Raw genomic sequence first — 19,685 nt, 5'->3', positions numbered from 1 at the left:
TATTGTAATCCGATATTTTTTCATTCGTGTTCATTCGTGCTATTCGTGGTTGTATTCTTCCCCTTTTCATACTATACCGCAAAGCACGCATAATCAAGTTTAGGATAAGAACCAAAATAGGCATGGATTTTTTCTTCATGAAAGTTCCATCCATGCGAGCAGCACCGGTTTAAGCGGATTATCGTTAGAATCATTGAGCGGGACCTGTGAACGTTTCATATAGCTGTCATGGATATGCTTTTCTACTGTTTTTCTTATCTCAACTAGCCTTTCTGGATCTTCACACACAATGCGCGGTGTTCCTGGAACGCATGAAATATGCGCATCGATAGCTATTGTATCCTCACTGACGCCTCTGCCTGCCATGTCATACAGATACCACTTCGTAATACCGTGTGCGAGGCTCCATTGCTCATCCGCACGATTCTGCCCGGGAAGCGCGTAGCAGAAGAATACCGCGCGCACACCTTTCTGCGGATGTTCTTTGCCGCTGAATAATTTTAGCGGAAGTCCGTCGAGTGCCGCAGCTACGTCTGGGTTCGATCGAAGCAGACCCTGATACTTAAGTTGCAGTTCTTCCTGAGGGGTGGATTTTCCCTCATACGCAGCGTTAAAATCGCGTAATGCATCGTAGTTGTCATTTCCAGTAAGCAGCTTTTTCCCTTCAATGCCGAATACTTTTGAGATGCGCAGCGTTTTCTTAGTTACCTTCTTGTACAGCGATAGCAGCTGATTTAATTCGTCGGGAGGGAGGAAATTCCATAACCGCACCTTTCCGCGAACGCTTGAAAGCTCGGGATGATCGGCTATCATCTGCTTCTCGATCTTCTCATCCAGTCTGCGATCGACACGTCCTATACGCTGCATAAGCCGCACCGGGTTCCAATGAAGATCGTAGTTGATAATGAGCGATGCATCCTGAAGGTTAAGCCCTTCTGAAAGCACGTCGGTTGAAATGAGCACCCGTATCTCGCTGTCGCCGTTCTTTTTGAGTTCTGCACTCGTGGTTTCGTTGTAATACGGAGAAAAACGCTTGATGATAGAACCACGGTCTCCCTTGTATGTACTGTCGACCTCTGCGATAGAATCTATCCCTGCGGCAGTAAGGTGCTTTTGTATATATTTTGCTGTGTTCACAAACTCGGTAAAAAGGAGTACTTTCTGCTTTTTCAGGTCCTTATCGGTTTGCATGAGAGTGATCAGGCTCTGAAGCTTGTCGTCATTTTCCGGACGTAATTTATTAGTGTCATCAAGGAATTCTTTAAGAAGTTCAAGGTCCGATAATGTATGCTTGACCATCAGGTCGATACGATGCTCTTCTTCAGACAAGGTAACCCACGGACGTATGAACTCCTCCGGAAGTATATCATCATCGAGATCTTCTTCATCGATCCGTTCTTTTATAATATCACGGAGCATCCCGGCATTCTTTGTTTTCCATTTTTCAGCTTCGCTGGGTCGATGGCGCTCGACAAACGATAATAAAGTTATTATAAGATTCTCGCATGAAAATTTAAATGCGGCTATGGAGCTTTCAAATCGCTTGAGTATCATCACCCGTACCAGCGAGACTATAAGCTGTCGTCCGAGTATGAATTTATCCAACTTCGAGGCATCTCCCTTGAAGTATGCGGGGTCATAGGGTGAATACACGGCCAGTATCAAGAGCGGCTTCTGCTTATTGAAAGCCGTATCGATCTTGTCAAGCAGCGGACCGTACACCTTTTTGAGTGAATATTTTCCGACCTGCGGATCTTCCCGTTTCGGGAACATGACCTTTTCACCTTCCGCCATTTTTGTGCTTTTCATGACGTAATCACGGCTCCGCTGGACGACGATCTCTTTGAACAGCGAATCGTTGATGAGCACCTGCTGCGCTGCGATCTCCTGGGTGAACAAGTCCTGCGGTTCATCCAAAACCGATGTTTGCCCGGTTGTCATGTCGATATATACTTTTCCCTTCGCATCCGCTTCAATTATTTTTTCGAGTTCGTTCTCCAGCTTCCGAAAGTGACCGGGGATACTGTGTATCGCCAATGGCGCCGCACTGAAGTATTTTTCATCATCCCCGGTGAACAGTTCGATCTGATGCTGAAGATCGAGCAGAGAATTATTCACCGGTGTTGCAGTCAGCAGGAAGACCTGCTTGCGTTTCTTGCCGTTCGATATGATCTTTTTCAACTCCCGATAGCGCCTGGATGAACGATTGCGGAATGTGTGCGCCTCATCAATTATGATCGCGTCGGCATGTTCGGTTATCTGTTTGAGTTTCGCAGGCCAGTCAATATCTTCAGAGGGCTGTCTGAGAAGATCGGTGTGATTAATGATCTCCAGCTGCACGAATGGATTATTAAGCGCGGTCGGGAGATGCTTTTTTATTTTCGCTTCCCACACTGACGCTCGTGCCGCCTTTGGCACAAGAAGCACAACGTTCTTAAGATCGTGATCGAGCAGACGCTCAAGTATCATGAGCCCGATAAATGTTTTGCCAAGACCGACGCCATCACAAAGGAACGCACCGCCGTAACTATTCGCTATCTTCATTATCGCCTGATAGCCTTCACGCTGGTACTGTGCGAGAACAGGCGTATATATTTTTGAACGATCGCGTTCCCATTCGCTAGCTGTCAGTTCGTGGTTCCGGAAATATTCATGCAGCGATTTGAGATACACCTCGAACGGCGAATATTCACGAATATGCCTTTCAACGATCTTGAGTATATCCGGGGTGACGTCTTCGGCATCCTGCCAATGAGCATCATACCATTGCTGCAGACGGTCGACTTCCGACCGGACCCGTATATTAAGTTCCACATTATCCGTCAGTCCGGGCACCGTGAAATTACTCGAGCCGACAAGCGCTATTGATCCGACAACTTCTTGTTTCGCATGCGTGATATATGCTTTTGCATGGAATTTGTTCTTTCGATATACACGGCACTGTATTTTCCCGGCTTGTAATGCTTGAACAATGGCAGGCACGCCTGAAAGAAAATCGTTTTTCCCCTTTTCCTGTTCCATACTCTGTTCAAGACGGTTCTTCATTCCCTGTTCCATCTGTTGAAAAACCGAGCGAGTTCTTTTGGACACCTCATCTCCCATGAGGATTCTGATGTGATCCAATTTTTGCCATTGACCATCAAGAGACAGCAGCGAGCCGATCTCAAAATAACCGGTTGCTATATCGAAAGACTTGGCGATATCGCACCAGTCGTACAGATATTTCTGTGCTTTCCACTCGGCATCGCTGTTGTCAACGATGAATAGTTCACCAGTTTGCTTGTTTTGCGCATCAGCCATATTCACAACTTCCACTAAGCTGCACTCAGTATACATGAAATACAACAATTGGGCAACTTTACGGATTATTATGCTATACACTTACGACAAAAACTGTCGTGTTCATATATTCCATTTCTTGCAGCATGGTTTCAGCGTCTTCGTTGCAAGATTTTCCTTACTTATATTCGTTATATCCCCCGCCGCGTCGTTGCGTTCGCCCTGAGCCGTTGGACTGAGCCTGTCGAAGTCTTGTCGAAGGGTCGTCGCGAGCTTTATTTCTCTCCCCGTTCCCTTCCTTGCATTTCTCTGTGCTCTCTGTGCCTCTGTGAGCCATCTCTTTTCTCTGTCTTCCTCTTCGTCGCGCCTTCGCGCATGCACTGAGCCGGTGGCTGAGCTTGTCGAAGTCCTGCCGAAGTGTCGTCGCGTGAACATTCTTTCTCTCCCTGTCCCCATTCTTTTATCTTCGTCTTTCTCTTTTCTGCGTTTTCGGCATCATCGGCATCAAAACCCCAACCATTATGTCGCAAATGTACAACTAACCGCCTCTTATAACCCTTTCGGGGGATGCCAAAACAGCCAATCTGGTACCGCCGGTACTATTCCCTTTTTCCATTTCTCACCTATCTTGAACCCATGGATATCATGAAAGGAGCTTCCCATGGAACATCTTCTCGTCGTACTGTACTTCATCGCCATCCTGTCCGGCGTCCCGCCGATAATTTTCTGCCTGCAGCTTAAGAACGTCTACAAAGTGGCTTTCCTCCGTTACTACCTTGCGCTCTTCCTCTGCGCCTTCACCCTCGTCTTGACCGATGGTGTATGGGCGTATCTGCATGTTGCCATGCCGTCATTGCCGTGGCTCACATTCGCCCATTGGCTAATAGCCGCTCCTGCCGAGACCGGCATCGTCTTCACCGTGCTCATGGCATCATTTTCAGCCACAAGATCGAAAATCCCGTTGAAATCGGCTGTCGTTGTCATCATCTTTTCCGTTGTGTATATGATCGTCCTCATTCTGGACCGACCGCATTCTTCCGGCACGCTCACTGCCATACTGAATGCGATATTCCCGCTCATATTCTGTTCCGCCCTCATCCATGTTTTCCTGCGCCGCAACTCACTCCCCGTTCGCCTGAGACCGTTATTTTCCGTTTTCGCGATAATTACGGCACTCAGCTGCATCATCACCTCCCTCTCGGCGTTCCTTTCTGCAATGATAATGTCCCTCGCACTGACCGTATTCTTCATTCTGTGGTCTTTCATATCATGCGCGGCTTGCAGAAAGTGGTCACGTTCCGCCCGCGCGCTGCGCACGCATGTACTGAAAGATTATAACGAAGCGGTGAAGCGCTATGATATAACACGTTCGCAATGGCATGTCATAGAACTCCTATCCGAATCCCGCACCGCACGCGACATCGCGCAAACCCTCGGCATCAATACGCAATCGGTCTGGAACACTATCTCCGCCCTCTACCGCCGTACCGATTCCGTTTCCCGTATTGGATTATTAAGAAAGCTGTCGCAATAAAGAAAGAGCATGTCTCGCGCCGACTGACACATCCGTTCGTAACGGCACATCACAACAAATGGTGATTCGGCCTGAATATGTATTTCATTAGTATGCTATTCTCCTCCTCTCTCACATCCCCGTGAGAGAGGAGGAGCCCCGAGGAGGTGAGTGTTTTTCAAGCCGCCACGGTATAGAGGTGATTTTTTTCGCGCGAACAGCTGCCATCCTTCGTGAAGCGTATATTTTGTTGTCATCTTCTCCTATCTTTCCGGCCCCAAGATCAAATTCGAAAAAACAGTAGGTTCCTACTCTATACGAATTCGCCCCTCCTTCGTATATTCCCACGCATGACCCGCGGAACAGTTCGCACAGCGGGCGATGAAAACGGAAAACGACAGGAGGACGACATGGTTTCAACAATACGCGGCCACCCGTAGCGGCGGCAGGGCGGTCCAAAGCGGCTTCGGACCTTGTTCGCTTTACGTTCGCTTTGTGTTCGCTTTCTGTTCTATCTCGGTTCGAGGGCGGAAGACGCCTCCCGGCATCGATGATGTATGAAATATACACACCCGCTGCCGCCGGCGATATTCCGCGGCTTATGAGTGATTACAAGGAGTTTTCAAATGGCTACAGTTAAGTACAATTTCGTTGTGGCGGATCTTCGTCACCGTATCGGCAACGCGGTGTTCTCCAAGTGGAAAGATACCAACTTCGTCAGGGAGTACACCTATCACAGCCCCGGCAATACGCCTAAGCAGCTGGCCGTACGATCGAGCTTCAGTTTCGTCGTCTCGGTCTGGAAGTCATTGAGCGGCAGTATGCGCGCTTCATGGAATAAGGCTTCGTCCGGGCTCAATATGACGGGCTTCAATCTGTTCATGAAACAGAATTCCCGTCATATACTCAGGAGCGAGGTCATGGAGCTCACCCGCGAGAACGGTGAATCGCCGGTACTTGCAATGACCGCCGCGCCGGGTACTTCGGGGAGCATTGCCTGCACGTTCACGCTCGCGCCTGAAAGTGTGGAGAAGCATCTCATACTTGCAGCGCAGAAGCTTGAGAACGGCAAGCCTGTGGGTGCTATACGCATTGTGGATGTCGGTACCAACGCCACATCGCCGTATTCTATAACCGGTCTTGAACCTGGCGTGCAGTATGCGGTCTATGCGATGATGGCGGACAATGGATGCCTGTTGTCAACGACCATATCCGCATCGATAAGCGCAACCGCAGTCGCGGGAGCGTAACGGAGACATTGAACGAATGATAGATACGCACAGGGGGTAGGGCGCTATGCCCTCTCCCCCGGCGTGTCTTTATGTAAATATTTTATCGGGCAGCCAACAAAAAGGACGGCAGCAGGGGGTTGCCTGCCGCCTTTCGGGGATTAGAAAAAGAAGTTCGGGGTTATTCCATCTTAAGGAGATCCGCAATGGTCACCCCAATGGTCTTCGCCGTATCAGAGAACGCGGAGCCGGTCACACGCTTCTGGAAGCGCTTCATGACCGCAGCATAGCCGTCGTCAGGAAGCGGAATGTAACCGACTTCCTTCGAGAGCTTGGCGGCGTTCTTGATATAAAACTCGACGAACTGCACCACTTCCGGACGTCCGAGAGCGGCCGTGCTCACATAGATGAAGAGCGGGCGTGAGAGCGGCGCATACGTGCCGTTCTTCACCGTTTCGATGGTGGGTTCTATCGCGCCTTTGCCGCCGTCGATGGCGACAAGCGAGAGCTTATCCTTGTTCGCTTCATAATATGCAAGGCCGAAATAGCCGAGTCCGCCCTTGTTGCCGGCGATACCTTCGACGAGAACGTTGTCGTCCTCACTCGCGGTATAATCCGAGCGCGACTGACCGGATTTGCCCATGATCGCTTCAGTGAAATAATCGAATGTGCCCGAATCGGTGCCGGGTCCGAAGAGACGTATCTTCTCGGCCGGGAAGCTTTCGCGCACTTGATTCCACTTCGTAACGTTGCCTTTCGCGGCAGGTTCCCAAAGTTTCTTGAGCTCTTTCACCGTGAGCGACTTTACGAAATCGTTCTTCTTGCTCACCATGACGGCAAGACCGTCGTAGGCGACCGGAAGTTCGATATAATCGATACCGCTTTTCCGGCAGGCCGCTTTTTCGCTGTTCTTGATGGGGCGTGAAGCGTCGCTGATATGCGTTTCGCCGTTGCCGAAGCGCTTGAAACCGCCGCCCGTGCCGGATATACCGACAAGGACTTTGATCTTCGGATTGATCTTGCCGAATTCCTCAGCTACCGCTTCGGTGATGGGGTATACGGTGCTTGAGCCGTCGATCTGTATGCTCTGCGCGAACATGTTTCCCGCGAGCACAAGAGCGGCGGTCATGGTCATAAGTTTTTTCATTATCGTGTTCTCCTTGAACTCTGTTACTTCACTATCGTACCGCTGAACTTCGCCTTGAGCTGAAGCTGTACGGTGTGATTCCTGATCGCGAATGCCATGCTGTCGCTCGTAGCCTGAACATCGGCAACATAGGCGAGTTGTACGACCGCGGTCTTATCCGGGGTGAAATTGTAATTCACCTGAGCAGTAAGCGCCATTTCCTGTCCATTCGCATTGGTCGCATTGACGTTCTTTGCAATGAGATCGTATTTTACACCAGCATCGACATTAAGTCCATCGATGATCTTAGCCAGTTCGCCGAAGGCGGAAACACTGAACGCATTCCATATCTTCACGGACGAAGAAGGCCCTGCGGCCGATGCTGTGGTCACTGCTGAGGGGTCTCCTGCGGCACCGGGGAACTGTGAGCCGATGTATTCGCCGAAGAGCGTAAGCGGGCCCATTTTGTACTGGAGAAGTGCACCATACACAAAGCGCTCAAGACCATCATTGAAGTTGTAGAAGCGCGGGCTTGACGAATGCGTGTACGAGCAGTTGAGGCCGACCGTGAGGCCGGGGAGCGGTATAACACGGATATTCGCGCCCGCTTCCGGGATGCGGTCTATGCCGGTACCGAACACCTCATACCCTTCGCCATTGACCAACCATACATTATATTCGCCGAAACCTTCGGGGAGAAGGCCGAGGAACACTATGCCGGCATCGGCTGATTTGTAGAATTTGTACTTATCACCGAGTTGTTTATCGATGAAGTCATAATTCCAGTCATAGACGCCGCCCATGTAGTGTTTGATCCAGCCGAATTCGATCTTGCTGTCAGGAAGCGGGGTAGCGATAGAAAGATACGCGTACTTGAACTTGAGCGTGCCCTTGAGTTCGCCCGAGGCCGCCTTGTCGCTCGGTGCGGCGAAGTCCATGGTGAATCGGCCGCTTACCGTGTCACTGAACTTCGGTTCGATGGATATGTAGCCACGTTCAGCGGAGAATCCGTTGTACGTGTTCGACATATCGCTTGCATTCCATTTGGCCGTGTAGCGCAGATGCAACTCAGAACCGAGCTTTATCTCGATTGCCTGCGCCATACTGACCGCCATGCATGCAGCGATAGTTGCGAGAGAGATACGTTTCAGCATTTCGCCCTCCTTTGGGGAAATCATTATTTATTGAAATCTACGGTTATTGTGCAAAGGGATCATGTGCGGAAAGTGAAATTCGTGTTAAGAGGAGTCGTTTGAGATGGATGGCAAAAAACCGGCTTATAATTGACTTTGCCTGTCGGGAAGGTATACTTGGCATATGCGAATACGCTGTGCACTTGCACTTCTCATCATGGCCCTTCCGCTTGCGCCGTACGGGAAGAACAAGGTCAATTATGATTTCTACAAGTGGAATATACTGAAATCGCCGCATTTTGATATCTATCATGATGCAGCGGGCGAGACGGTCGCGCGAGAGGCGGCGAAGATACTGGAAGACGGTGTCTCAAAGTACCGCACGCTGTTCGATCATAATCTTGAAAAGATAATACCCGTCGTCATTTATTGTTCCACCGATGATTTTGAGGGGACGCATATTTACCCGGGGCTCATCCCCGAGGGTGTCGGCGGCTTCACCGAGCCCCTCCGCACGCGGGTGGTCGTTCCGTTCACCGGGTCATACCATGCGTTCCGGCATGTCGTGCTCCACGAGCTTGCGCATGCGTATCAATTCGACGTGCTCTACGGCGATGCCGCGCCGATATTCCGGGGCTTTCTCCAGCAGCCGCCCCTCTGGCTCATGGAGGGCATGGCGGAATACGCATCGCGCGATGATGACAATGAGATGCATATGTATGTGCGCGACGGCCTTCTCAGCGCGCATATGCCGACGATAGACAAGCTCAATGATCCGTACGAGCTCGGCCCCTACGGCTATTTCGTGTACAAGGGCGGCGAGGCGTTCTACCGCTATGTCGAGAAGCGCTTCGGGCGCGAGTATGTGGCGAACCTGCTTCATACGCTCCGTGCCGCGTACGATCTCAACGCCGTGTTCAATTTTGTTTTTGGGAAGAACACGCGGGATATCAATGATGATTGGCATTTCGATGCGAAACGGACATATCTCCCCGATGTTGTGCATTACGAACCCCTCGCGCCGGCTGCCAAGCGTGTGACCGACCATTTCAAGGACCGTTCATCGTTCAATTTCCATCCATTGCTGAGCCCGGACGGTAAGGAGATATACCTCCTCTGCAATCGGAACGTCTATCCCTCCATTATTTCGGTGAACGCAGAATCGAGCGAGCAGATGCGTACCGTAGCCGTCGGCGAGCGCTCGGATGAATATGAACATCTTCACATCCTTGATAATACGTTCTCGTTCACGTCCGACGGGTCGTTGTTCGTGTTCACTGCAAAGGCCGGCCCCGGCGACCGCATTGTGCTCTACAATACCGCAACACAATGGGTGGAAAAACGCATTGCGCTGCCGTTCAGTTCGGTGCAATTCGCGCGCATCTCTCCCCTGGGCGGAGAGATAGTTTTCACCGGTGTCAGCAACGGCATGGCGGATATCTATATCTATGATCGATCGAAGGGCGGCCTTGAGCGGATAACGTTCGACCGGTACTATGAAAGCCGCCCGTGCTTTTCGCATGACGGATCGAAGATAGTGTTCTCCGTGAACAGCAATGCGGCCTGCGACTATTATTCGGCGGATAATGACATCGTCGTCTATGACCGTGCGAGCCGTACGCTCCATACCGTTGTCGCTTCCGACGGCGATGACCGTATCGGCGATATTTCACTCGACGGCACGAAGATAATATTCTCATCCGACGTCACCGGTGTATCCGATCTCTATATCAAGGATATCTCTTCCGGTTCGATAAAACGCGTCACGAAGACGTTCGGCGGGGCGTTCGAACCGCGTTTCTCGAAAACGGGCGATCGCATCGTGTTTTCCGGATATGAAAAAGGCGGGTATGATATCTATATCGCCGATGTTGATACGAAAGCCGCTTACTCGAACGTTTCGACGGTGCTGTTCAGGGAGAACGTCCTTGGCACGGCGTATCGGACAAAAGACCTCGTTATACCGTCGATATCGTCGGCATACGCGCCCTGGCTCATGCCGGATTATTTCGTGTTCGCGGCGGGCTACAGTTCGTATATGGGCGGCGGACTCGATCTCTTCACCTCGTTCGCGGATATGCTCAATGAGCAGCGCGTGAACGCGTATGTACAGCTGCTCTATGATGATGTGTACAAGGAATTCACCGCCAATGCGGATCTCACGTATTGGCTCATCCCGTTCCGCATCGACCTCGGCGTCAATCTCTATCACTACAAGGAAACATACTACGCCTATGATACGAACGAGGCCACCGGTGTCCGGCGTCTGTACAGCGATGACGCCATCGGCGGCGGGGCGCTCGTGCGTTTCCCCTTCGACAAGTTCACGCGATTCGACCTTTTCATAAACCCCGAGCTTCATTTCATAACGTATCCCGGCGCCGGGAGCGTTTCCAATCATATGGCGAACGTCTATCTCGCCGAACTTTCTTTCGTGTACGATACGTCCATCGGCGATATGCTTTCCGCGCGCGATAATTCGATGTTCCTCATTACGATCCAGCGTTCGCTGAAATTATCGGATAATGATTACGGCTTTACGCTCATCTTCGGCGACCTCAGGCAGTATCTCATGCTTCTGCCGAACATGAATTTCGCGTTCCGCATCGCCGGCGGCAAGATATTCGATGTCGACCGATTCAAGCGTCCGTTCCGTCTCGGCGGCATAACGCGCATGTTCGAGGGCCTCTATGCGGACTATGTGACCACCGTTCGCGCCTACGGGCACGGGGAATTCACCGGGGAGAACGTGGCGCTCATCAATCTCGAATTCCGTTTCCCGTTCATCGATTATATCAAATTCGGGCTTCCCATCGGTCTCGGCAATATCGAGGGCGTGCTGTTCTCGGATTTCGGCATGGCGTGGAGCGATGAGCATGGCGCCAATCTCGGCTACTGGGACGGGGGCGGGCTGCATCTTACCGATCTGAAATCGGCCATGGGGGTAGGGTTCCGTTTTGTCGTGCCGCCGTTCCTCTATTTTCGATTCGACTTCGCATGGAAATTCGTCGGCAACGGGTTCGAAGGGAGCGACAAGTCTTGGCTCCCGTTCTTCTGGTTCGGGATGAAATTATACGATTTCTAAAGAAGTACGCGAAACACGAGCTGGCGACGCCCGATAATACCTGACGGCAAAGCTGATATGGGATGGGCCGAACCGCTACGCGTGCGTTTCGAAGAACTCAATCTCGCGATCATCGAACGGCATGGGTGAACCCATGACGTCGACGCTGTTCTCGAGGTAGCGATGTGACTTCGCCTCGAACTCAGCGTTCATTTTTTTCATTTTTGTGAGCGTACCCATGTGAACGATGTTTCCGTCGAGCATTGGCTTATTACTCCCCTTGAAGAAACGAACCATTGTTTTCCTCCCCAGGAACAATGAGTACAGGCAGATCGCAGTCGGTTGAGTTACAGTATATACCGGAATGAGAATTATGTCAACCAAATTCTGACATTTTTTTCATACCGTCTTAACTTTTCGGCTGACGGACCGCACTCTCAAAGAACTTCCTCTCTCTATTTTCGACAGAATGGCGATTTGCTTGAGCCGCTTGCTTTTGCATTCGGTGAGGGGTATTATCCCGGGATGAAACGCTCGCCGATCCATGAGTCCGTCGCACCGGAAACACATATTATCCCGGCATCGCAGTATTTTACTGCGGGAATGCCCTTCTACATAGCAAGAATTTCCCATTCTCAGGGGGATTTTCCCCGGATCCAGCGACGGCAGCGTGAATTCTGGAAAATAGTATATGTGCTTTCCGGGGAGGGCCGGAAAATAGTCAATGACCGCACCTATCCTTTGGGACCCGGTGCCGTATATATCATTCATCCGGACGATAGGACATCGTATCAGATCGGATCGAAAGAGATAGTTATATACAATATACTCTTCATGCCTGAGCTTTTCGGGGATGAGATAAAGACGATGAGCTCGGAATTCGCGTTCTACGACATCTTCTATTCGAATTACTATCGCCTGCCGGCTGAAAAGCGCGAGGCATTATCGGTATTCGACGATTCCCCGCGCGGTATCCTCCGTGCGCTGGAGGAGATAGAGGACGAATATACCGGAAAAAAGCCCAATTGGCGCGATTCGATACGTTTCAAGATGCTCGATCTGCTGATAAAGCTGAGCAGGGAAGCCTCCTCTCGCATGAAGCGTGTTCCGGCGGCCCGTATCGCCGCATATATCGACCATTTCATCAGTGAACGGTATCGGGAGGATATAACGCTCGATTCCATCGCCGCTGCGGCGGGATTGCACCGTAATTATGTGGGCAGGGCGTATAAACGTTCGCGGCGAATGACGATATTCGAGGCGATAAATCGTTTTCGGGTACAAAGGGCCTGCGAGCTCATGGCGACCGAAAAGGCGATAACCGATATCTGCTATGACGTCGGATTCAACGATGTCAGTTTTTTTTACCGCATGTTCAAGCGATATGCCGGCATGCCCCCGGGTGACTGGCGCAGATCAAAGACCAAGAACATCCCGCATTGAATAGAGCCCATTGCCCCTGGATGAAAGCCACTTTGCAGCCTGCATGGCGCCGAGCGAGAAATTCTTCCGGGAATGAGCCTTATGCGTTATTTCGATGCGTTCCCCATCCGTGCAGAACATGACCGTGTGTTCCCCGACGATATCACCGGCGCGTACCGCGTGTATCCCTATCTCATTGGCCTTGCGTGCTCCGACCATACCGCTCCTGCCGTAGACGGCATTCTCCTTGAGGGAAAGCGATAAGCCCTTCGCCACCGTTTCGGCAAGCGTGAGCGCCGTTCCCGAGGGGGCATCCTTCTTCTTGTCGTGATGAGCTTCGATTATTTCCACCTCATAGCCGCCGAGGAGCTTTGCCGCGCGTTCGACAAGGGAGAAGAGGACGTTCACCCCCACGCTCATGTTCGATGCGAAAACGACGGGCATGCGCCTGGCGAATTCGCCGATGCGTGCCTTGTCCGCGTCGGAAAAGCCGGTGCTCCCGAGCACGTACTTCTTCTGCATCGATGCGGCCTTTTCCATGAGCGCGAGCGATGCATCACGGCCGGTGAAATCGATGACGACATCCGCGCTCTCGAGGAATTTCGCCGCGTCATCGGTTATCGGCACATTGATATCGTTCCTGCCGAAGAACATGCCGATATCCCTGCCGATAGCAGGATGTCCCGTAATTTCCAGCGCCGCTGAAAGCGTAAGCTCGGCGTCATTGAACACCGATTCAATGTTCATCATGCCCATGCGCCCGCGCGCGCCGGCGATACCGATCCGTATCATGTGTACTCCTATTTTGCTATGACAACGCAGCTGTTGGGAATGCCGTAATTCCCGCTCTCATCGACGCCGCTGTGCCCGGGTACGTCGATAGTGCCGGCGGCGAATTCACGTGAATAGATGGTGTCGGTGAATTGCGCATCACCGGCTTTCCATTCTGCTTTCATGGATGTTTTGACCCACGAGGCGGGAATGGACGGTGTACCGCGATCATGCACGAGCATATATACGATGACCGGTCTTGAGACGCTGAATTTCCAAGCGGGAGCCGCCGATTGGCGGTCGCCGCGGATAATACCGACGATCGATGCGCCGTTGAGCTGTGACGGTATCACCGCGATCTCAATATTTCCCGATAGCCGCGTCCCGCCCGCAGCGAATTTCACGACCTTCGCCTCCAGGCTCGATGATAGATCCCCGATCGACAGTGGTTTTGCGCTTGACGCATCCCCGGGGGCGCCATCGGACGGTGTTACTATCGCCGCATTCGGCACCCCGAAGGCACCGCCTTCATCCCGCCCGTCATGACCGGGAATAGTCACCGTCCCGGCAGGAAATTCCCGTTTGTACACCGTGTCGGTCAGCTGCATGCCCCCGTCATCCGTGGTCCATTCCACCTTCATCGATGTTCTTGTCCAACCGGAGGGGATGGCCGCCGTGCCGCGGTCGTGGACGAGCAGATATATCGTTGCGCCGCGGTTCACCTTGAACGAGAACCCCGGGGCCTGCATCGAACTGTCGCCGCGTGCGATCGCGACCATAGTAGCATTCGCAAGTGCCGGGGGCAGTGCGGTTATTTTGAACATGTTAGCGCAGCGCTTCTGGCCGTTCGCCGCTACCGAGCTTGCGATATTCGGGCCGTTCATGTCGGAAACGCTTTCCGCGGCAAAGAGTGAGAGGGATACGGCGATGAGCGCCGTGATATGGTGAGATCGCATGGGATGCCTCCTTACTATGGACGAAAATCATGCGAGTGCGTCTGTTCAGCATTGAGCAGTGTCGTTACTATACCCCGGACACATCACTGCGTCAAGACGGCGATACGCCATGTGAGTGACTTGTATTGTGGTAAAATAAAACACCTGCTTTAAAAATTCACTCACATTCGCCATCGGCACTTTTTTCCTTGACATTTACCCGTACGCGGGTAATATAGAAATCGCATTCCATCACGGTTCCCAAGGAGGAATACCTTGAAAAAGATCATTCTTATTCTGACGGCGGCCGCCATTACGCTGTGCGCCGAGGAGCGATTCACCAAGGTCGGCTATATCCGGCTCGATCAGATCTATGCGACGCTCGCCAAGGACCGCGAGGCGCGCGAGGCGCTCAATCTGCTCGTGGCGGACGCGAAAAAGAAGATAGAGGACCTGGCCGCGCAGATAAAGCAGCTGAAGCAGCGGCTGGATACGGACACGACGCTTTCGGAGAACCGCAAGAAAGAGCTGCGCAACGATATCGACTGGAAGAACGATGAGCTCACCAAGCTCGTGAAGGAGCAGGAGCAGTCCATCAATGCGAAGGGCGATGATTATCTCAAGGAATCCAACCGGAAGATATCCGAAGCGGTGCGCGCGCTCGCACGGAAAGAGGGCTACAGCATGATATTCGTCCGCGAAGAGTCGGGGATCATGTTCGCCGAGCCGGAATACGATATCAGCATGAAGGTCATCGATTATCTCAAGCAGCTTGCAAAGGAAGCCGGTAAGAAATAGATGTCACTGGTAAAAAGGACCGCCGCCGAGGTCGCATCATTCCTTTCAGGCACCGTGCAGGGCGATGCCTCCGTCGTGTTTTCGGGGTTCTCCGGCACCGACGCCATCGCCGACGGATCGATCGTATGTCTTGAGGACGAGAAATTCCTTCCCGCGGTGCTCGCATCCCGCGCGCTTGCCATTGTCACGGCGAAGGTGCTTGCGAGCGGAAAGACGGAGATAATCGTTCCCGATACGAAGGAAGCGTTCTTCCGTCTGCTCACGTTCTTCTATCCGGATGATGCTGTCACTCCCGGCGTTTCGCCGAAAGCGTCCGTTGCATCGAGCGCGAAGCTGCCTCATTCGGCATGTGTCGAGGATAATGTCGTCATCGGCGAGCATGTCGTCATCGGTGAGCGCTCTGTCATCAAATCGGGTGCCGTCATCGGAAAGGGCTCTGTCATCGGTGCGGATACGGTCATTCATCCGAACGTTACGCTGTATCCAGGCATGGAGATCGGTTCGCATGTTATCATCCATGCCGGCGCCGTCATCGGCAGCGACGGCTTCGGTTATCGCGAAACACCCGTCGGCCGCGAAAAGATACCGCAGAAGGGGAAGGTCATCATCGAGGATGATGTCGAGATAGGCGCTAACACGACGATAGACCGCTCAACGCTCGGCGCCACCATCATCAAGCGCGGTGCGAAGATCGACAATCTTGTGCACATCGCGCATAACTGCACGGTCGGCGAGCACGCCGTCATCGTCGCGCAGGTGGGCGTTGCGGGGAGTACGAGGATAGGCAGCGGCGTCATTCTTGCCGGACAGGTCGGCATTTCCGATCACTGCGATATCGGCGATAAGACCGTCATCGGGGCGCAGGCGGGCGTCATGTCCAATGTGAAGGTGCCCGCGAATTCCCTGCTTTGGGGTTCGCCCACGCAGAACATGAAGGACGAGAAGCTGAAGCTCGTAAGCCTCCGAAAGCTGTATGCCCTGACGAAATTCATCGAAGAGAAATTCGGGATGAAATTCTAGCGGGATAGATCTCAGCGAAATTTTTTCATATATTATCACCCGAGGACGACGAGGCTATGGCGAACGGCAAGACGAAATATCAGCTCATCCGGAGGGAGATAGGCCGCGAACTATCGCTCGTCCGCAGGCGTATGCGTGCCATGTGCTCCGGCGAACGGGGCGTCACTTCGCGGCTCTCCTCTCATTTCTTTTCGCATGACGGCAAGATGATACGCGCGTCGCTGATACTGCTCCTTGCCCGCGTCTCCGGCGGTATCGACCGCACCATCATCGATTTCGCCGCCGGTGTCGAGCTCATCCATGCGGCAAGTCTCATCCACGACGACATCATCGATAATGAACGCGTGCGCCGCGGCATGGCGACGCTCAATGACGGCTTCGGCAATACGCAGGCCGTTCTCTTCGGCGATCTCGTGTTCGTGCGCGCGTTCGAGCTTTTCCACGCCATCGACTGCCGGCCGCTCAGCAAAAAAGTGCTCGCCGTCATCGGTGCGATGTGCGAAGCGCAGATACAGGAAGATGTGCTCCGCGGCAACGATAAAGTGAGCCGCGACCAGTACCTTTCGGTCATCGGCGGGAAGACAGCCGCCCTTTTCGAGATATGCGGTTATGGTGTCGATGTGCTCAAAGGGCTTAATCGCCCGGCGGTACGCCGCTTCGGTTACGATCTCGGCATGGCCTTTCAGCTCCTCGATGACGCGAACGATCTTCCTTCGGGGGAGGATATCGCCGAGGGGTTCTTCACCTATCCGTTCATTCATGCGGTGCGCAGGGCGCCGCTCAGGGACAGGCGGATGATGAAGGCGCTTGCCGCAACGAAACCTTTCGGTACGAAAGAGGCGCATGCCCTCACGCGCTGTATCGAGGACGCCGGCGGCATCGAGGCGAACAATCGCCTGGCATACGATTATCTTTCGAAGGCGCTTCGCGCCGTGCGGACGGTGACTGCAGCGAGCAAAGGGCTTACCGCGCTCATCGACGACCTTATTGCGCGCTCGGGAATGCATAGCGGCTATGGCCAGCAATGGCCGCCGCCAGCAGCGCCCTCCTGGCGCAAGCGGTGAACATACTTTCCATAGCCGATATGCAGGCGCTTGACAGAAGCGTCATCGCGGACGGTATGCCGTCGCTGCTTCTCATGGAGCATGCTGCCGCGGGAATGTTCCGCCATGTCATACGATATGCCCGCCGTGGGCGATCGATCATCATCTGCGGTACCGGCAATAACGGCGGTGACGGCCTTGCGCTCGCGCGTCTTCTCGTACGAAGCGATGTCGCAGCGGATGTGCTTGTCATTGGTACGCGTGAACATTTGAGCGCTGATGCGCGTACGAATCTATCGCTCCTTTCTTCCGAGGGCGTCGATGCTGCTTTTATCGATGAAACTTCTGTCGATGATGCATGCCGAAGGATATTGTCGTCGGCAGTGATGGTCGACGCGCTTTTCGGTACCGGCGTTGACAGGAATATCGAAGGCGTGCCGAAGCGTATGGTTGAGGCGATGAACGCATCGAAAGGGATACGGATATCGCTCGATATACCCTCCGGATTGCCGGCGATAGGCAGCGGCAGCGTATGCGTCAAGGCGGATCATACGATAACCGTCGGCGCCCCCAAGGATATATTCTTTCTCGAGCCGTATACTCGCTTCATCGGGCGGCTGTCCGTAGTCCCGTCGATGTTCCCCCGCGAGCGGCTCCGCAAGCCGGGCGCACCGATGCTCCTCTCCGCTCGGGGCTTTTCCAAGATCAATTGTCCCGATGATGCCTTTGCGAGCAAACGATCGGCATCCGTGTGTATCATCGCCGGGAGCGAACAGTATCCCGGTGCAGCGGTGCTGGCGGCAAGTGCGGTCTATCGCCTCGGCGTCGGGTATATTCGTCTGCTCGTGCCGTACGCCATTCGCGACGATATAAGAAAGCGTCTTCCGCCGGAAGTCGTTACCGTCGGGGTAGGGCGGAAGGGTGACGGGCATTTTTCCGCACCGCATATCCCGCAGATCGAAAAAGAGATGAAGCATGCGCGTGCCGTGCTCATCGGCTGCGGCGTGGACCGTCATGCCGAGACGGGCGATCTTCTCAATGCGCTCGTGCCGCGTATCGACAGACCGCTTGTCGTCGATGCGGACGGTCTCTATTTCATTTCGCGCAACAAGGAGCTGATGCCGAAACTGTCATCATCGACGGTGCTGACGCCGCATGTCGACGAATTTTCGCGCCTTGTCGATATTCCGGCGGATGAGATACAGAGCGATGCGTTCAATAAACTCGCCGCATTCCGCGAACGTACGAAGGCGGGTGTTGTTCTTAAAAGCGCGGTCACGTTCATCTCGGACGATGCAGGCATAGCGGTTCATGCGCGCCCTCAATACGGAATGGGGAAAGCCGGCATGGGCGATGTGCTCGCCGGCATCATCACCGGTCTTCTCGCGCGCGGGTTCTCGATGCATGACGCAATGACGCTCGGTGTATATGCGCACGGAAAGGCGTTCCGCATCATGCGCACCCGAAGCTCGGCCGATGAGATTCAGCCGTCGGATGTATCGCGGGCGGTCGGGCATGCACTTCGATCGATACGAACACGGATCATCAAATGAGCAGAAACGTTGTGTTGCAAAATCGATCCTCAGTGAGTATAATTCAGCAATGATCGCGAACATACTTGCAACAATAATACATGGCTCCGTCTTCTTTATCATCTTTATTTTTTCGGCGACCTGCCATGAATTCGGTCATGCGCTTGCCGCGCGGTACTTCGGTGACAGGACAGCGCAAGCCGAGGGGCGGCTCACGCTCAATCCGCTGAAACACATCGATATATTCGGAACGATAATTCTCCCGCTCATGGCGATATTCCTCCGCTTGCCGGTGTTCGGTTGGATGAAGCCGGTGCCGATAAACCCGCTTAATTTCCGCCACCCTGAGCGCCATCAGGCCGTTGTGTCGGTCGCGGGGCCGCTTTCGAACCTGCTGCTCATCGCCGTTTCATTCGGCATGCTCAAACTGCTCACGTTCACGCTCCCGTCGATGTCCGGCGGGAATGCGCCGGCGGCATTTGCGCTCATCCGCATGGTGCCGGAAGGCATGGCGCAGGCAGCGGTCATAGCGTATGTCACCCTTATCGTGATATTCTATACATCGTATATCGTCAATATGATACTCATGGTGTTCAATCTGCTGCCGATACCGCCGCTCGATGGCGGCTGGGTGCTCAGATATTTCCTGCCGGTCAGCGGCAAGATGCTGTTCGACCGGTTCTATTCAAAAGGCTTTTTAATACTATTACTGCTCATGATGTTCGGTATCATAGGGAAGATATTAAGTCCCATACTTTATTATTGGCGAATGTTCCTTGGGCCGGAAATACTGTCCGTGATACCTCCGCTCTTTCGCTGA

The 19,685-nt window shown here is 53.1% G+C and carries 16 protein-coding genes; 9 read left to right on the top strand and 7 right to left on the bottom strand.

What is annotated here, in order from left to right:
• Positions 1–135: 135 nt before the first annotated feature.
• Together AABZ39_11725 and AABZ39_11720 are read right to left on the bottom strand one after the other, a co-directional pair.
• Positions 136–3,300: a helicase-related protein gene (locus tag AABZ39_11725; GenBank protein ID MEK6795441.1), complete on the bottom strand. Its 3,165-nt coding sequence runs from the start codon at positions 3,298–3,300 to the stop codon at positions 136–138.
• 102 nt (positions 3,301–3,402) lie between these two features.
• On the bottom strand, positions 3,403–3,714 hold the full coding sequence (locus AABZ39_11720; GenBank protein ID MEK6795440.1) for a hypothetical protein: 312 nt from the start codon (positions 3,712–3,714) through the stop codon (positions 3,403–3,405).
• A gap of 226 nt (positions 3,715–3,940) precedes the next feature.
• Between AABZ39_11720 and AABZ39_11715 the strand changes: the two genes are divergently transcribed.
• Both AABZ39_11715 and AABZ39_11710 read left to right on the top strand, forming a co-directional pair.
• On the top strand, positions 3,941–4,813 hold the full coding sequence (locus tag AABZ39_11715) for a hypothetical protein (protein ID MEK6795439.1): 873 nt from the start codon (positions 3,941–3,943) through the stop codon (positions 4,811–4,813).
• A 605-nt stretch (positions 4,814–5,418) separates the two neighbouring features.
• On the top strand, positions 5,419–6,042 hold the full coding sequence (locus AABZ39_11710; protein MEK6795438.1) for a hypothetical protein: 624 nt from the start codon (positions 5,419–5,421) through the stop codon (positions 6,040–6,042).
• Between the two features lie 160 nt (positions 6,043–6,202).
• On the opposite strand, the gene AABZ39_11705 is transcribed toward AABZ39_11710, so the two are convergent.
• Both AABZ39_11705 and AABZ39_11700 read right to left on the bottom strand, forming a co-directional pair.
• Positions 6,203–7,168 (bottom strand): PstS family phosphate ABC transporter substrate-binding protein, encoded by a 966-nt coding sequence (locus tag AABZ39_11705; protein MEK6795437.1) that lies wholly within the window; start codon positions 7,166–7,168, stop codon positions 6,203–6,205.
• Between the two features lie 23 nt (positions 7,169–7,191).
• A complete protein-coding gene (locus AABZ39_11700) occupies positions 7,192–8,301 on the bottom strand; it encodes a hypothetical protein (protein ID MEK6795436.1) in 1,110 nt (369 codons plus the stop codon).
• Positions 8,302–8,464: 163 nt separating this feature from the next.
• On the opposite strand from AABZ39_11700, the gene AABZ39_11695 reads away from it, so the two are divergent.
• Positions 8,465–11,365 carry a basic secretory protein-like protein gene (locus tag AABZ39_11695; GenBank protein MEK6795435.1) on the top strand — a complete coding sequence of 967 codons (2,901 nt, stop codon included), beginning with the start codon at positions 8,465–8,467 and terminating at the stop codon, positions 11,363–11,365.
• 75 nt (positions 11,366–11,440) lie between these two features.
• Here the strand turns inward: AABZ39_11695 and AABZ39_11690 are convergent, their stop codons facing one another.
• Entirely contained in the window at positions 11,441–11,641 is a 201-nt protein-coding gene (locus AABZ39_11690; protein ID MEK6795434.1) for a hypothetical protein, read from the bottom strand.
• A 228-nt stretch (positions 11,642–11,869) separates the two neighbouring features.
• On the opposite strand from AABZ39_11690, the gene AABZ39_11685 reads away from it, so the two are divergent.
• The gene (locus AABZ39_11685) at positions 11,870–12,787 is read left to right on the top strand and encodes an AraC family transcriptional regulator (protein ID MEK6795433.1); all 918 of its coding nucleotides are present in this window, start codon (positions 11,870–11,872) and stop codon (positions 12,785–12,787) included.
• Here the strand turns inward: AABZ39_11685 and dapB are convergent.
• On the bottom strand, positions 12,761–13,558 hold the full coding sequence (gene dapB / locus AABZ39_11680) for a 4-hydroxy-tetrahydrodipicolinate reductase (protein MEK6795432.1): 798 nt from the start codon (positions 13,556–13,558) through the stop codon (positions 12,761–12,763). The genes AABZ39_11685 and dapB overlap by 27 nt on opposite strands.
• Before the next feature lie 8 nt (positions 13,559–13,566).
• The gene (locus AABZ39_11675) at positions 13,567–14,493 is read right to left on the bottom strand and encodes a hypothetical protein (GenBank protein MEK6795431.1); all 927 of its coding nucleotides are present in this window, start codon (positions 14,491–14,493) and stop codon (positions 13,567–13,569) included.
• A 255-nt stretch (positions 14,494–14,748) separates the two neighbouring features.
• Here AABZ39_11675 and AABZ39_11670 point away from each other — a divergent pair, with 255 nt between their 5' ends.
• Genes AABZ39_11670 through AABZ39_11650 form a run of 5 tightly spaced genes read left to right on the top strand, consistent with a single transcriptional unit; the run spans position 14,749 to position 19,685 of the window.
• Entirely contained in the window at positions 14,749–15,270 is a 522-nt protein-coding gene (locus AABZ39_11670; GenBank protein MEK6795430.1) for an OmpH family outer membrane protein, read from the top strand.
• Entirely contained in the window at positions 15,271–16,290 is a 1,020-nt protein-coding gene (gene lpxD / locus AABZ39_11665; GenBank protein ID MEK6795429.1) for a UDP-3-O-(3-hydroxymyristoyl)glucosamine N-acyltransferase, read from the top strand.
• A gap of 56 nt (positions 16,291–16,346) precedes the next feature.
• The gene (locus tag AABZ39_11660; GenBank protein ID MEK6795428.1) at positions 16,347–17,354 is read left to right on the top strand and encodes a polyprenyl synthetase family protein; all 1,008 of its coding nucleotides are present in this window, start codon (positions 16,347–16,349) and stop codon (positions 17,352–17,354) included.
• A complete protein-coding gene (locus AABZ39_11655) occupies positions 17,315–18,886 on the top strand; it encodes an NAD(P)H-hydrate dehydratase (GenBank protein MEK6795427.1) in 1,572 nt (523 codons plus the stop codon). The genes AABZ39_11660 and AABZ39_11655 overlap by 40 nt, the downstream gene beginning before the upstream one ends.
• 49 nt (positions 18,887–18,935) lie before the next feature.
• A complete protein-coding gene (locus AABZ39_11650) occupies positions 18,936–19,685 on the top strand; it encodes a site-2 protease family protein (protein ID MEK6795426.1) in 750 nt (249 codons plus the stop codon).

This window comes from Spirochaetota bacterium (assembly GCA_038043445.1).
Lineage (GTDB): Bacteria > Spirochaetota > Brachyspiria > Brachyspirales > JACRPF01 > JBBTBY01.
This window is presented reverse-complemented; position numbering and strand designations above follow the sequence as displayed.